A 13,650-nucleotide genomic window follows, 5' to 3' on the forward strand; every position below is an offset into this window, starting at 1 on the left:
CATTGAAAACGTTTACTGTGTGTTTCAGCAACCCAGGGTACGCCCCAGGGAGCAGCACAGACCCCGGTGTGGGTTGACATGCGCGGCGGCTTCGTCAACCCACACCGGCCCTCACCTTTCCAACGTGAGAAATCGGCGATGCTCTTTCGGCTCCGGTCTTTGGCACGGTCGTACCGTCGTTATCCCCTATCCTGAGACGCACGCGATCGGGATAGGGGACGGTGAACTGATCCGTCGACCAATTCCGGATGAGAGGGTGCTTGCATGGGCGCGAGGGGTCCGCGTACCGACAACGACCGGTTGTGGATCGGCTATCTGTCGGCCGGCGCCCTGGTGATGCTGGCCTACTACCTCGTGCCGCCGGTGGGGGCCGGCGTCGGCGTCAGAATCCTGCTGTACTGCCTGGACAGCGCCTCGGCCGCGGTGATGGTGATCATCGGCGTGCTGCGGCACCGCCCTCGGCCCCGGCTGCCGTGGTTCATGCTGGCCCTGAGCCAGGTCGTCTACGCCGCCGCCGACACCAGCTTCTACGTCGCCCACTACGCCTTCGGCAACCTCGACTACCCCGGCGTCGCCGACCCGCTCTACGTGGCCCACTACCCGCTGGTCGTGGCCGGCCTGCTGATGCTGATCCGCCGCCGCACCCCCGGCCGCGACCTGCCCGGCATCCTCGACGCCGCGGTGATCGGCGTCGGCGCGGCCATGCTGTCCTGGCTGTTCCTGATCGCCCCCAACGCCCGGCTGGACGCGCCGATCGTGGTCAAGGCCTTCTCCCTGGCCTACCCGGTGCTGGACCTGCTGATGCTGACCGTGGCGTTGCGACTGATCCTCGGCGGCGGCCGCCGGCCGGCCTCGTTCTACCTGCTGACGTTCAACATGCTGGCCTTCGTCGCCGCCGACACGATGTACGTGTCGCAGCAGCTGTCCGGCACCTACGTCACCGGCAACTTCCTGGACGCCATCTGGCTGGCCGGCAACCTCGGGCTGGGCGCGGCCGCGCTGCATCCGACGATGGCTCGGCTCACCGATCCCTCGCCGGTGCGCGACGCCAGCATCGGCCCGGCCCGCATCACCGCCCTGTGCGGGGCCGCGCTGATCGCCCCGGTGACCCTGTTCATCCAGGCCAACCGCGGCGACTTCCGGGACATCCCGGTGATCGCGCTGGCCTGCGCGGCGCTGTTCGGGCTGACCATCGCGCGGCTGGCCGGGCTGGTGTCCGACCAGCGGCGGCTGGCCATCACCGACGCGCTGACCGGCCTGCACACCCGGCGCTTCTTCGAGGCCCAGCTGCCCATCGAGGTGGCGAGGGCCCGGCGCGGCGGCGGCTCGCTGGCCGTGTTCATCGTGGACGTGGACCACTTCAAGTCGATCAACGACCGCTACGGGCACCCGGCCGGCGACCAGGCCCTGATCGAGATCGCCGCCCGGCTGCGCGGCGCCGCCCGGGGTGGGGACGTGCTGGCCCGCTACGGCGGCGAGGAGTTCGCGCTGCTGGTGCCCGAGGCCAGCCTGACCGAGCTCCAGACCATCGCCGAACGGCTGCGGGTGCGGGTGGCCAGCAGCCCCGTCGCCATCTCCGAGGACACCTGGATCGCCGTCACCGTGTCGGTCGGGGCCGCGTGCTTCCCGTTGCACGGCGACAGTCCCAACGAGCTGGTCGCCACCGCCGACCGGGCCCTGTACGTGGCCAAGGCCCGCGGGCGGGACCGGGTCGTCGTCGGCGAGGCCTCGGCCACCAGCACCGCCGTGGCCACCGACCACACCGCGATGATCGACTACCTCAGCCACGTCGCCGACGAGGTCGACGCCCTGCTGGCCGCGCACGACCACAGCCTGGCCATCAGCCGCTGGGCGCTGACCTTGGTCACCGCGCTCGGGCAGGACGAGGCCATGGCCCGCAACGCCGAGCTGGCCGGGCGGCTGCACGACATCGGCAAGATCGTCATCCCGGAGGCGGTGCTGACCAAGCCCACCGCCCTGACCGAGGACGAGTGGCGGCTGGTCCGCCAGCACCCCGAGTACGGCTACCGCCTGGCCCGCATGGTGCCCGGCTTCGGCGTCGTCGCCGACATCATCCGCCAGCACCACGAGCGCTACGACGGCACCGGCTACCCGTCCCGCTTGGTGGGCAACGGCATCCGGGTCGAGGCCCGTGTGCTGGCCATCTGCGACTCCTGGGCCGCCATGCTCGTCGACCGCCCGTACCAGCCGGCCCTCAGCGTCGACGCCGCCGCCGAGCAGCTGCGCCAGGGCCGCGGCACCCAGTTCGACCCGGACGTCGTCGACCTGTTCCTCGACCTGCTGCGCCGGGGCGAGGTCGGCGACCTCAAGAAGCCCACCGAGCTGTCCCCCGAGCACCCGGCCCGCTGACGGTCACGCCAGGGTCGCGAAGACTTGGACCGTGCCGCGGCCCTGGATGCGGACCCAGCCTTCGGTCACGGCGATTGTGTGCTCCCCGGCGGTGAACTCCGCGTCGGGCCGGCCGTCGACCTGGACCCGCACATCGCCCGAGCCGTCGGCCCACAGTCGGACGGCGGTGGCCGTGGCGGGGACGGCAGCGGCGGCGAGGTCGGTCCAGTCCGAGGCGTCGACCAGCTGCCACCAGTCCACCGGCCGGGCCGGGACGAACTGCGCGGCAGCGACAGTGAAGGCAGCGTTCGTGGCGTGGGGCGCAGCGGGGGCGGCATTCGTGGCGGCGTGCCGGGCCTCCAGCAGGCGCAGGCGGCGTTGCAGCTCGCGGAGCGAGGTGTCCAGGGTGTCCCGGTGGTTGACCTTGGCCATCACTGCTCCTGCTCGAACGAGGAGACCGTCAGCTGGACCTCTTCCTGGCCCTCGTCGCCGGGCGTGACGGCCAGGCTGAGGATGCGCATCGTGACGTCGAGCTGCTGGCCGGGGAAGAACAGGTCGTCGACGACCATGCGGGCGTCGTCGCCGACCTCGTACAGGCCGACCTGCGGATAGGCGTCGGCCCGCACGGTGAGCTCGGGCAACGCGACGGGCCGGCCCTGCGCGGCGAGGGTGCCGGCGGCCCAGTCGGCCAGCAGCCCCGGGTCGGCGGTGTCGATCTGGCTGGTGGTCAGCTCCAGCAGCGGCCAGCCGGCGGGATCGGCGGCGGCGAGCCCGAGGGCCTGGCCGCCGGAGCCCTGGGTGAACGCCCGGTTGCCCATGACCGACGCGTCCTGCGGCCAGCTGAAGTCGATCATGTTGGCCCCGAACTCCCACACGAACGGCCCGCCGGCCTGGCCCAGCCGGGGAAAGCCGGCCCGCAGCTCCCGCAGCGGCCGGCCGTCGTCGCCGTAGCGGACGTCGACCACGAAGTCGAAGCCGCCGGCCGCGGTGGCCAGGTCCTTGAGCGCGTCGGCCACGACCTTGAGGTCGCCCGGCGCGTAGGCGAGGCTGCGGGTGACGCCGGAGGAGTCCGGGCCGGTGAAACCGATGCCGAGGTCGCCGCCGGGATGGCTCTGGGCCGTGCCGACCAGATCGCGGGCGATGGCCAGCTGGTCCACATCGGTGTAGGTGACCGGCGGCGTCGATGACGGGTCCGCGGCCAGCGGCGTGCCCAGCACGAACCGGTGCTCGAAGTACGACAGGAAGTCGGCGGCCCCGATCTCCAGCGAGCCGGTGGCCACCGCGTAGGTCGTGGTCCAGATGATGCCGCCCCACAACAGGACTCCGTCCCGGTCCACGTACAGGCAGCTGCGGCCGGGCGTGGTGAGCACCCGCGGATCGCGGATGCTCACGTTCGGGTCGGTGACCTGGAGGCTGCCGCGGAACGTGCCGGTGTCGTTGAGCTTCTTGTCGAAGCTGACCCCGGTCAGCGGCAGCTCGTCCAGGATCAGCCCGGTCCTGGTGTCGGCGATCAGGTACGTGTAGGTCACGTGTTGATCCACGACGTCTCGACGCTGATCCACTCGCCGGCCTTGAGGCCGCCGCTCTGGAAGGACTGGAGGTGCAGCGTGAAGTTGGTGACCGAGACCTGGATCGAGCCGCTGGCGCTAGCCGGGGCCGACCACACCCGGGCGTGCGGCGGCTTGCAGTCGACGGCCATCTCGCCGATGGCCACCGGCGGGTCGGGGTGGTTGGGCGGCACCGCGTTCGACGTCCACACCATGCCGCGCAGGTGGGTGGTGTCGCCGATCCGGCGGACCTGCGGCGGCTGGAGGTCGGTCTGGTCGGATGGGAAGAACCAGCCGGGACGCAAGGTGAGCGGCTTCCATCCGGTGTCGATCGTGTTGACCGCGGTCCGCCAGGTCGCGCCGTCGAACAGCTCCAGGTTGTTGGTGTCCAAACGATGCACGTACATGCCCTGGTACGGCGCGACCGGCCGCTGCTCCGGCTTGAACACCGGCAGCACCCCGCCCAGGGCGCTGGTGAGCGTCCGCCTGTCGGTGACGGTGGGCGTGCCGCCGCCGGTGGGCGGCACCCGGACCTGCGCCAGCTCCAGGTAGCTCGGGTTCTTCACGGCTGGCGGCAGCGGCGGGTTGGCGGGTTGGCCGGTCACCACGTGCACGACAAAACCGTTGGGGGCGCTGGGATCGATCTCGGCGACCACCCGGTCGACGCGGTTCTGTTGGCCGTCCGCCGCGGCCAGCGGGAGCTGCTGCGCCGAGCCGAGGGTGGCCAGGAACGCGCCGCCGCCGCCGGGGGTCAGGTCCGGGATCACGGCCTGGAACGGGTTCACCGACACCGCGACCGGATTGCTGCCGGCGACCACGGCGACCTGGCCCGGAAAGCCCGGTGTGGGGCGGATGCCGGCCAGCGAGCTCAGCGGCGTCGCCGATGCCGAGCCGTCCGGCGCCGCCAGCAGGCCGGTGGCCAGTCGGGCCGCGGTCGCGTCGATCCCGTTCACCCAGCCCGGGTGGAATTCGCCTGTCATCTCCAACTCCCGTTGCTCAGATCCAGGTGTCTCGCCAGTAGGCGATCAGCGTGGCGGTGGCGGCGCCGTCGGCGGCCTCGAAGGCGACCGAGGTGGACCCGGGCGGCAGCGTGAACCACGACGAGCCCGGCTCCAATGTGGACCGTCGGGACGCGTCGCCGAGCAGCACGGTGCGCGCCGTGGTGTCCACGTACAGCGTCTCCGCGCCCAGCGTCAGCGAGAACGACAGCCGCTGCCCGGTGTTCTGGTTGACGATCGCCGGCTGCGCGCACGGCCCCTGGATGGTCCAGATCGGCTGGGCCGGGGCGGTGCCCTGGTTGGCCAGCAGCAGCGCGCCGCCGACCGGGGCGCCGAAGTCCAGCGGGAACGTCCACGGGAACGTCTCGCCGGCCGAAGGCCGCGGCAAGCCGCAGTTGGCTTGGTAGGCAACGGATCCGTAGCGCATCGGATCGGGCGCGGTCAGCTGGAGCGACCACTCGAAGGTGGTGCGGGTGCGGTCGGCCATCTTGGCGTGGTTGGACAGCCGGGCCCGCACCTGCCGGTCGAACAGCCGCTCCCGCACCTGGAACGTGCCGAGCACGGTGGCGTCGGCGAACACCGCCGCGAGCCGGTTCTTGGCCAGCTCCTTGGCTTCCCAGCTGGGGGCGATGGCCAGCCCCTCCAACGTGATCACGCGCGGCGACCGGTAGCCGGGGGAGTCGAACGCCCCGTCGGCGCGGGCCTTGTCGACCAGGCCCAGCCGCATGTCCGGGCTGTCGTTCCAGCCCTGCTCCTTGGTGACCCACCACTCGACGCCGTCCGGGTCGACGGTGTTGCCGGCCCACACGTCCGCGGCGTAGACGGGCAGCTGCAACGCGGTGAAGTCTGCTGTCATCGCTTCCCTGCCCATGCGACCTCGCGGGCGGCGATCCGACCGATCTCGTACTCGGACTGCCCCTGCTGCGGATAGACGTTCACCGACACGCCGCCCGCGGTGGCGGCCGCCGCGGCCGCGGCGCCGGTCGCGGACAGCCGGTTTCCCAAGCCGGTCAACGAGGACCGGGCCATCTCGGCCATGCCGGCGATGGCCGAGACCGGCTTCGGCGCCGGCACCAGCTTGGTCATCGCGGCGTTGACCAGCCCGGTGCTGCCCTCGATGCCCTGGGCCAGACCCTCGCCGATGTTCTGGCCGTAGCCGGCCATCAGCTTGGACGGCGACGAGATGCCCAGGATGCTCTTGATGGGCCCGGGAATGTGGTCGAGGATGAAGTTCTTGATGGTGTCCAGCAGATGGCTGGCCATGTTCTTGACGCCGTTGATCAAGCCCATGATCAGGTCCTTGCCGGTGTTGAACAGCAGGCTGCCGAAGTCGGCCAGCGCGCCGAGGATCCGGCCGGGCAGCCCGGCCACCCAGCTGATCACCGAACCGATCGCGTCGCTGACCGCGGTCACCGCGCGGCCGAAGGCGTCCTTGACGATGGTGAACACCTGGCCGATGCCGTGAATGATGGCGATGACCGTGTTGACCGCGGTGGTGATGATCGTCTTGATGGTGTTCCACACCGTGCTCACCACGGCCTGGACCGCGTTGAACGTGGTGGAGATGACGGTGTGGATGAACTCCACCGCGCCGCGCACGACGCCGACGATCGCCGGCCACACCTTCTGGATCAGCGCCTGGATGAACGCGCTGACGCCGGCGATGATGGCCTGGATGGCCGGCCACACCACGCCGATCACCTTGCTGATCACCGTCATCGCGGTCTGGAACACCTTCTCGATGATCGGCCAGGCGGTGGTGATCACCTTCTCCACGATGCCCATCACCGTCGAGACGATCTTGCCGATCAGCTGGAACGCCTTCTCGAACGCGGCTCTGAGCGTGGCGTTGTGCTGGATCAGGTTGATCAACAGCGGCAGGAACTTCTGCACGATCTGCAGGACGAATCCGATCGGGTTGGACCGGAACGCGACGTTCACGCCCTCCTGCGCGGTCTTCCAGGCCTTGGTGACCTCGCCGATCGCCCCGAACGTCTTGGGCAGCGCGACCAGCTCCTTGCTCATGCTGACCACGTTCTTGGCCGAGTCCAGCGCGTTCCTGCCGATGGCCAGCAGCTGCGGCCCGGCCTGGCCGGCCTGCCGCACGAAGGCGCCGATGTCGCCCGGCAGCGACTTCACGGTGCTCACCAGCACACGGGCGTTCGCGTCCACCGACTGCGCCGCCGTCGCGGCGCTGCGCAACCCGTCGCCCAGAGCCTTGACCTGCGTGCCGACCAGTTGCGCGAAGCTGCCCTGGATGTCCTTGGCCACCTGCGACATGGCCGCCTGGACCTGACCCTGGACGTTCTGGACCATGGCCCGGACGGCGGCCTCGTACTGGGCGGCGGACTCCGTCCCCGCACCGCTCATGCCCACCCCCTCATGCTGTTCACAGGCCACCGAAGAAGGCGGCGATCTCCTCCGGCGTGGAGCCGCGCTCGGGCTCCGGCTCCTCGATCCCCGGCCGTGGCAGCGGCGTCGGCGGATCGGGCCGGTCGCCGTCGTTGTTGGCGCACACGAACAGCCAGTTGGCCACGGCCAGCTGGTCGACGACCGTGGCCAGCAGGTGGTCGGTCAGTCCCCAGCCGGCCTGCTCGCCGTGCAGCGCGCGAACCAGGTTGCTGTCGGCGGGCAGGTGCTGGACGAGCACCCGCAGCCGGCGCGCCGACAGCGTGCCCCGGTAGTGGTCGAGCAGGTCCACGCCGTAGTGGCGGAGCAGGTCCGCCTCGACGGCCTCGGCGTGCTCGGTCAGGAGCGCGTCGAGGCCGACTCTTCCCCCAGCGCCATCCCGGTTTCCTGGCCGTACGCCTCCAGCAGCGCCTGGATGTCCTGCACGGACGTGTGGTGCGTGGCGAACCGTTCGAACTGCTCGGGGCCGAGCATGGCCGCCAGCAGACCGTCCAGATCGGACGGGTCCAGCGCGGCCAGATCCCGCACGGTGGCCCGGGACAGCTCGGTGGGCAGCGAGAAGGTCTCGCCGTCCAGCTCGAACTCCCAGCGCTCGCCGGTGGCCTCCAGCCGCTGCGCCCGCGCCGCGTTGACGTTGTAGCCCATGGGTTTTCTCGCTCTCCTCAGGAACCGGCGGTCGCGGTGAGGGTGTTCATCGTCCAGGTGGCCAGGCCGTTGTTCGCGCCCAGCAGGGCCACAAAGGTGACGCCGAGCTTGATCGGGGCGGTGCGCGTGATCGAGGTGTCGTCGGTCTCGGTGACCGCGCCGCGCGGCACCACGATCCGCTGCACGACCTGCGGACCGTCGTTGAACTCGATGCCCAGCGCCCGCTCGTCGGTGTGGGCCAGGCCGGAGATGGTGTAGCCGGTCTTCGGGTCCAGCGTGCCGCCACCGAAGAAGAACGGCAGCGTGTCGGCGTTGACCTGCAACAGCGTGAACTTCAGGGACAGGTCCCGCTGGGCGTGCACCAGCCGCACCGGGGCGACCGCCTGCCAGGTCTCCACCGGGTCCATCTTGTCCTTCTTCACCACCTTGACCCCGTCCTGGGTGGTGAAGCCCAGGTCCTGCCAGCCGGCCCAGCCCGCGGTGAAGTCGGCCGGCGGGGCGGTGCCCACCGGCGCCACGTACACGTGGCCGACGCCGGCGACCCGGATCTCCCCGGTGTTCTGTCCTGCCATGGGATTCCCCTCCGAAAAAGATCAGGCGGTCTTTGGTCCGATGTGGACGGTCACCCGGAACCGGGTCATGTAGCGGGGCGCGTTGTCGTGCTTGGCGTCGGAGAACCACTGTGGCCCGTAGTCCTCGCTGATCCAGCTGACGCCCTGCACGCCGCGGACCAGCGTCGGCATCAGGCCACGGGCGGTTCCGGCCAGGTTCAGCGCGTCCGTCTTGGTCGGCCCGTAGGTGTCGAGCCGGATCAGCGCCTGGTCGACCTGCTGGTCCTCGTCGTAGGCGCCGCCGACCCGCTGCACGTACACCGCGGCCGACCGGTTGTCCCAGTTGGCCGGCAGGTCCGGGCCGACGTGCACGCCGGCCAGTGCCGGCTGGGCCGCGAGAAAGGTCGCGACCAGCGTCTCCACATTGGGAAAACTCAGTTGGCCACCGGTGAAAGCGCCCGTCACGTGCGTCCCCCTCATGCCCCGATGGCACGAGTCTGGCACCGGGTCAGCGGCGGCCGCCCGTCGTTTCGGGCACCGCCGAAAGATCCAGGTCGCCGCGGTGGAGCAGGGACCGGCCCAGCGGTGTCAGCCGGTGCACCGCGGACCGGCCGAGCCGGCGGGTGGACAGCAGTCCGGCGCCCCGTAGCACGGCCACGTGCTCGCTGGCCGATGCGGCGGAAATGACCGCCCGACAAGCCAGTTCGCCGGTGGTGCAGCCGTCGCCGACGATCGTCAGCACGGTGGCTCTGGTGCGGCCGATGAGGTCGGACAGCGGCCGCGTCGGGGCGGCCCCGGTCCACTCGTCGCCGTGCTCGACGGGATAGACCAGCACCGGCGGCAACTTTGGGTCCGCCAGCGTGATCGGCCGCCGCCAGCAGAACGCCGACGGCGTCAGCAGCAGGCCGCGGCCGTTCAGGTGAACGTCGCGGGAGACCGGGTAGTCGACGGTGAGGACCCGGTTTTCCCAGTCGCAGTCGGGAAGTCCGCCCAGCAGCGCATCCATGCCGCCGGCCAGCATGGCCCGGCCGCGCATCGCGCGGTCGGTGTCCACCGCGGCCAGCACCTGCGGCCACACCGGCTTCAGTGCGACCCGGTGGTACTCCCGCAGCAGGTCCACGAGCCGCTTGCGGTCGTTCGCCAGCAGTTCGGCCACCAGCTTGGGCACGGTTCGCTTGCCCGCCAGGCCGGACAGCTCCGTCCGCAGACGCTCGGCCGGCGTGCGCACGATCATGTCGAGCGCCTCGTCGAGATCGCCGGTCGGTGTGAGGAAATCGGGGGAGTAGCCGCGCGCCGGCGTCAGCGTGAACAGCTCCCGCAGCCACATGGCGTCGGTCAGCGTGCGCACGGCCGCCGCCCGCCATGACCGGAAGACGGCCCCGCCGGCCTTGGACTGCAACAGGTGCAGGCTGAGCAGCAGCTCCCAGGCGGCCGCCGGCCCCGCGGCCACCCGGGTGCTGAGCAGATCTTCGGCAGTGAAGTGAAAGCGCAGCATGTGGTCCCCCCGACTCGGATGTCGAGGGGGCCGCTGGGCGTGTTACCGCATCTGCTCGCGGAGCAGCTTCTTGTCGGGCTTGCCGACGTCGGTCAGCGGGATCGCGTCCAGCACGGTGATGCCGGCCGGCGCGTACTGCCGGCCCATGTGCTCGGCGACGTGGGCCTGGACCGCGGCCAGGTCCAGTGGGGAGCGCAGGACCAGGGCGGCGTGGACCTGTTCGACGCCGTCGGTGTCGCGCACGCCGAACACGGCGGCCTCGGCGACGGCCGGATGGGTCAGCAGCACGGCCTCGACCTCGGCCGGGTAGACGTGCCCGCCGACGACGATGATCATGTCCTTGATCCGGTCCTGGATGTGCAGGTAGCCGTCGGCGTCGAGGAAGCCGACGTCGCCGGTGTGCACCCAGCCGTCCCGCCAGACCTGGGCGGTCAGCTCCGGGTTGTTGAGGTAGCCGCGGGACTCGCCGGTCGACTTCTTGACGATCTCGCCACTCTGGCCGGCGGGCACGTCCCGGCCGTCGGCGTCGACGAAGCGGAGCTCGACGCCGGGAGTGAGCCGGCCGGCGGTGCCGAGCAGCTCGGGGCGCCGGTGGTCCTCGGGCATCAGCGCGCTGATGCCGCCGGCCTCGGTCTGCCCGTAGACCTGCATCAGCACCGGGCCGAAGGCCTCGACCGCCTCGGCCAGCCGAGCCGGTGACGCCGCCGCGCCGCCGTACATGACCATGCGCAGGCTGGACGTGTCCCGGGGCCGGCGCCGCTGCTGCTCGGTCAGCCGGTAGAGCAGTGCCGGCAGCAGCCACATGGCGTTCACCCGGTGCCGCTCGATGGCGTCGAGGACCTCGGCCGGCTCGAACCCGGTCCGCACGATCACGCTGCCGCCGCCGGTCAGCACGCCGTCGACGAACATGCCGGCCATGTGGGCCAGGGTGCTGGCCACCAGGAGCACGCTGGGCGTGCGTGGCCGCCGCGGATCGGACAGCTGCGCGAGGTGCGCCCCGAAGGTCATCGTGATGCCCTTGGGATGCCCCGTGGTGCCGCCGGTGTGCCGCACGCACCAGATCTCGTCCTCGCGCACCGGCTCGGGGGCGATCGGCGTGCTCGGCGCGTCGGCCACCAGCGCGAGCAGGTCGTCGAACGACAGCACTTCCTTGATCAGGGCCCGTTCGGCGATGAATGCCGCCTGCGCGGCGTGCTCCGGATCGGCGACCAGGACGTCGGTCTCGACGTCGGCGGCGATCACGGCCAGCGTCTCGGCGGCCATGCCCTCGTACAGCGACACGATGCGGGCCCCGAGCAGGTTCGCGGCGTAGCGGGTGGTCTGCACCTCGGCCCGGTTGCCGGACAGCAGCGCCACGGTGGAGCCGTGGCGCACGCCCCGAGCCCGCAGGACATGGGCGGTGCGGTGGATCAGATCGGTCACGGCGGCGGCGGTCAGCGTGCTGCCGTCGGGTTGGTGGAACACGACCCGATCCGGATCGGCGCCGATGCCGTCCAGGACGGCCTCGATGTAGTTGCCGGTGCTCATGGTTGCTCCGTCCCCCATACGGTCGATCAGGCCAGTTCGGCCAGGGTGTTCCAGAACATCAGCTCGTAGCTCTGGATCAGGCGGCCGTACTCGAAGGCGGCCTTGGTGCCGTGGCCGGCGTCCAGGCCGGCCTGCACGGCGGCGATGGCCGGCTCGTCGCCGTCGGGGGCGGGCGCGGCGAAGAAGTCGAAGAAGGAGCAGCCGTCGTCGTCGAAGCCGTAGTGCTCGCGCAGGCCGGTGGCCACGGCCGAGCAGTAGTTGCCCCAGGCCGCGAAGTTGGCCACCACGGCCAGGGTCACGTCGGTGGGCTCGCCGTTCAGGGCCAGCCAGGCCAGATAGGACGGATAGGCCTGGCAGCCGGCCAGCGGCCGGTAGTCGTCGATGTCCTGCCGGGAGAGGCCGGCGGCCTTGGCGAACTTGCCCAGGTTGTCCAGCGCCTGGCCCTCGCCGGCGGCCAGGCCGGAGAAGAAGGCCCCGGCGGCCGGGTCGGCGCAGCGGGAGGCCAGCACCAGGAAGCTGCGCCAGTCGCTGACGATGATCCGGTGCTGCTCGGCGGCCAGCGCGGCCAGGGCCTTGCGGTCGGCGGCGCCGGCGGCGATCAGCGGCACCAGCCGGTTCTCGTGTTCGCCCGGGGCGAGGTCCTTGCGGGCGGTCTCCAGCAGTTCGCGGGCCGAAGCGGTCATCGCTGCGTGTGTCCCCTCAGTGGTCGGCTCTCGTCAGCCGCCGGCTGAAGCCCAGCACGGCCGCGGCGTTCGGCTTCCCGGCGACAGCGGCGGCCAGTGCAGCGTAGATCAACCCGGCCAGCAGCCACGTCTCGACCGGCACGATGCCGGCCTCGGGCGCGGAGTCCTGGCCCGGCAGCAGGCCGAGGCCCCACGCGCCGAAGGCCACCGCCAGCACCACCGCGACCAGCCCTGGCCAGTTGGCCAGGGCCGACTCCCGCCAGGTCGGGACCTCGTCGACCCGGCGCCTGCGCAGCCAGAACTGGTCCACGCACATCACCACCGTGGTGCTGGGCAGCGCGATCGAGGACCAGCTGGCGACCTGGTAGAAGCCGTCCTGCACGTCCGGGAACTGCCAGGTGAACACCGCGGCGATCACGGCCATCAGCAGGCAGGTGCGCCAGCGCTTCCAGCCCGGGACCGTGCCGAGCAGGTTCTGCCCGCCGTTGATCATCTCGTAGTAGTTGCCGTCGTTGATCGCCACGATCAGCACCAGCGCCACCAGCCCGCCCAGCCACAGCAGCCCGAACAGCGAGTACTCGACGGTGTAGTGGAAGGCCGGCCCGAAGTCGTACTGGCCGGCCCCGGACAGCTGGGCCATCATCCAGCCGCCGGCCACGAACAGCACCAGGCCCACGGCGAAGGCCACGCCGAAGGCCGGCGCCGGCCACAGGAACTTCGGCTTGCCGTAGCGCCAGGTGTCGGGCTCGTTGCCCCACATCACCGAGCCGATGGCCACCCCGACCCCGGTCAGGAAGGGCAGTTCCGAGGTCGCCTTGGGCGTGGCGGCCAGCGCGTCGGCCGGCATCGTGCCCAGGCCCTTGATCACCAGGTACAGCACCCAGATGATCATCAGCGGCGCCGCGACCCAGCGGGCGAAGGCGGCGATTCCCTTGAAGCCGAACAGGTTGTTGGCGATGCCGAGCACCGCCAGCAGCACGCTGATCACCGCGATGTGGCCCCAGCCGTACAGGCCGTCAAACAGGGTGGCCAGCAGGTTGAAGGCGAACGCGGTCCAGCCGGCGGCCACCCCGATCAGCAGCAGGCTGACCAGCACCGAGCCGATCTTGCCGAGGATGGAGCGGGTCAGCAGGGCATGGGTCTGGCCGGTGGTGGAGCCCAGGTAGGCGGCCGGCAGGGCGTAGAGGAAGTAGGCCACCGCGCCGATCGCGCCGGCGGCGATCGCCTGCGCCAGCGAGTAGCCGGCGTCGTGGTACTGGAAACCCAGGAACAGGTAGGTGAAGCCGGCCGCCAGGGTCACCCACAGGGCGACGAAGTGGTAGCGGGAGCGGCGTTCGGCCTCCGGCACTATCCCGGCCGCGCCCGTCGAGTAGTCGTGATCAACAGTGTCAGCCACCAGCGCGCCCTCTCCCAGTGCCCACAGTGCTGGGAAAGCTACTACACGCA

The 13,650-nt window shown here is 71.1% G+C and carries 14 protein-coding genes; 1 reads left to right on the top strand and 13 read right to left on the bottom strand.

What is annotated here, in order from left to right:
• Nucleotides 1–264 precede the first annotated feature (264 nt).
• Nucleotides 265–2,370, top strand: coding sequence for a diguanylate cyclase (locus tag ACIG5F_RS09755; RefSeq protein WP_396517066.1), 2,106 nt, complete (start codon nt 265–267; stop codon nt 2,368–2,370).
• 3 nt (nt 2,371–2,373) lie between these two features.
• Here the strand turns inward: ACIG5F_RS09755 and ACIG5F_RS09760 are convergent, their stop codons facing one another.
• The 13 genes from ACIG5F_RS09760 to ACIG5F_RS09820 are packed head-to-tail and all read right to left on the bottom strand — an operon-like array spanning nt 2,374 to nt 13,600.
• Nucleotides 2,374–2,781, bottom strand: a complete 408-nt coding sequence (locus tag ACIG5F_RS09760; protein WP_396517067.1) for a hypothetical protein — start codon at nt 2,779–2,781, stop codon at nt 2,374–2,376.
• Complete coding sequence (locus ACIG5F_RS09765; protein ID WP_396517068.1) at nt 2,781–3,878, bottom strand: hypothetical protein; 1,098 nt, start codon at nt 3,876–3,878, stop codon at nt 2,781–2,783. Before ACIG5F_RS09765 ends, ACIG5F_RS09760 begins: the two co-directional genes overlap by 1 nt.
• Nucleotides 3,875–4,876 carry a hypothetical protein gene (locus ACIG5F_RS09770; RefSeq protein ID WP_396517069.1) on the bottom strand — a complete coding sequence of 334 codons (1,002 nt, stop codon included), beginning with the start codon at nt 4,874–4,876 and terminating at the stop codon, nt 3,875–3,877. Before ACIG5F_RS09770 ends, ACIG5F_RS09765 begins: the two co-directional genes overlap by 4 nt.
• Nucleotides 4,877–4,892: 16 nt before the next feature.
• Nucleotides 4,893–5,750 carry a phage distal tail protein gene (locus ACIG5F_RS09775; protein ID WP_396517070.1) on the bottom strand — a complete coding sequence of 286 codons (858 nt, stop codon included), beginning with the start codon at nt 5,748–5,750 and terminating at the stop codon, nt 4,893–4,895.
• Complete coding sequence (locus ACIG5F_RS09780) at nt 5,747–7,264, bottom strand: hypothetical protein (RefSeq protein ID WP_396517071.1); 1,518 nt, start codon at nt 7,262–7,264, stop codon at nt 5,747–5,749. The genes ACIG5F_RS09775 and ACIG5F_RS09780 overlap by 4 nt, the downstream gene beginning before the upstream one ends.
• 19 nt (nt 7,265–7,283) lie before the next feature.
• Nucleotides 7,284–7,595: a hypothetical protein gene (locus ACIG5F_RS09785; RefSeq protein ID WP_396517072.1), complete on the bottom strand. Its 312-nt coding sequence runs from the start codon at nt 7,593–7,595 to the stop codon at nt 7,284–7,286.
• Between the two features lie 47 nt (nt 7,596–7,642).
• Complete coding sequence (locus tag ACIG5F_RS09790; protein ID WP_396517073.1) at nt 7,643–7,948, bottom strand: hypothetical protein; 306 nt, start codon at nt 7,946–7,948, stop codon at nt 7,643–7,645.
• Between the two features lie 17 nt (nt 7,949–7,965).
• Nucleotides 7,966–8,520, bottom strand: coding sequence for a phage tail protein (locus ACIG5F_RS09795; RefSeq protein ID WP_396517074.1), 555 nt, complete (start codon nt 8,518–8,520; stop codon nt 7,966–7,968).
• Between the two features lie 21 nt (nt 8,521–8,541).
• Nucleotides 8,542–8,964: a hypothetical protein gene (locus ACIG5F_RS09800; RefSeq protein ID WP_396517075.1), complete on the bottom strand. Its 423-nt coding sequence runs from the start codon at nt 8,962–8,964 to the stop codon at nt 8,542–8,544.
• Nucleotides 8,965–9,007: 43 nt separating this feature from the next.
• A complete protein-coding gene (locus ACIG5F_RS09805; RefSeq protein ID WP_396517076.1) occupies nt 9,008–9,994 on the bottom strand; it encodes an ArsR/SmtB family transcription factor in 987 nt (328 codons plus the stop codon).
• Between the two features lie 42 nt (nt 9,995–10,036).
• Nucleotides 10,037–11,521, bottom strand: a complete 1,485-nt coding sequence (locus ACIG5F_RS09810) for an AMP-binding protein (RefSeq protein ID WP_396517077.1) — start codon at nt 11,519–11,521, stop codon at nt 10,037–10,039.
• Nucleotides 11,522–11,547: 26 nt separating this feature from the next.
• Entirely contained in the window at nt 11,548–12,204 is a 657-nt protein-coding gene (locus tag ACIG5F_RS09815; RefSeq protein WP_396517078.1) for a transcriptional regulator, read from the bottom strand.
• 16 nt (nt 12,205–12,220) lie between these two features.
• On the bottom strand, nt 12,221–13,600 hold the full coding sequence (locus tag ACIG5F_RS09820; protein ID WP_396517079.1) for a cytosine permease: 1,380 nt from the start codon (nt 13,598–13,600) through the stop codon (nt 12,221–12,223).
• Nucleotides 13,601–13,650: the final 50 nt, after the last annotated feature.

Source organism: Kutzneria sp. NPDC052558 (genome assembly GCF_044547355.1).
Lineage (GTDB): Bacteria > Actinomycetota > Actinomycetes > Mycobacteriales > Pseudonocardiaceae > Kutzneria.

Bases quoted from the DNA above. Each gene is read 5' to 3' on its own strand.
- ACIG5F_RS09755 (WP_396517066.1), top strand. From the start codon at position 265: ATGGGCGCGAGGGGTCCGCGTACCGACAACGACCGGTTGTGGATCGGC.
- ACIG5F_RS09760 (WP_396517067.1), bottom strand. From the start codon at position 2,781: ATGGCCAAGGTCAACCACCGGGACACCCTGGACACCTCGCTCCGCGAG.
- ACIG5F_RS09770 (WP_396517069.1), bottom strand. From the start codon at position 4,876: ATGACAGGCGAATTCCACCCGGGCTGGGTGAACGGGATCGACGCGACC.
- ACIG5F_RS09775 (WP_396517070.1), bottom strand. From the start codon at position 5,750: ATGACAGCAGACTTCACCGCGTTGCAGCTGCCCGTCTACGCCGCGGAC.
- ACIG5F_RS09780 (WP_396517071.1), bottom strand. From the start codon at position 7,264: ATGAGCGGTGCGGGGACGGAGTCCGCCGCCCAGTACGAGGCCGCCGTC.
- ACIG5F_RS09790 (WP_396517073.1), bottom strand. From the start codon at position 7,948: ATGGGCTACAACGTCAACGCGGCGCGGGCGCAGCGGCTGGAGGCCACC.
- ACIG5F_RS09795 (WP_396517074.1), bottom strand. From the start codon at position 8,520: ATGGCAGGACAGAACACCGGGGAGATCCGGGTCGCCGGCGTCGGCCAC.
- ACIG5F_RS09805 (WP_396517076.1), bottom strand. From the start codon at position 9,994: ATGCTGCGCTTTCACTTCACTGCCGAAGATCTGCTCAGCACCCGGGTG.
- ACIG5F_RS09810 (WP_396517077.1), bottom strand. From the start codon at position 11,521: ATGAGCACCGGCAACTACATCGAGGCCGTCCTGGACGGCATCGGCGCC.
- ACIG5F_RS09815 (WP_396517078.1), bottom strand. From the start codon at position 12,204: ATGACCGCTTCGGCCCGCGAACTGCTGGAGACCGCCCGCAAGGACCTC.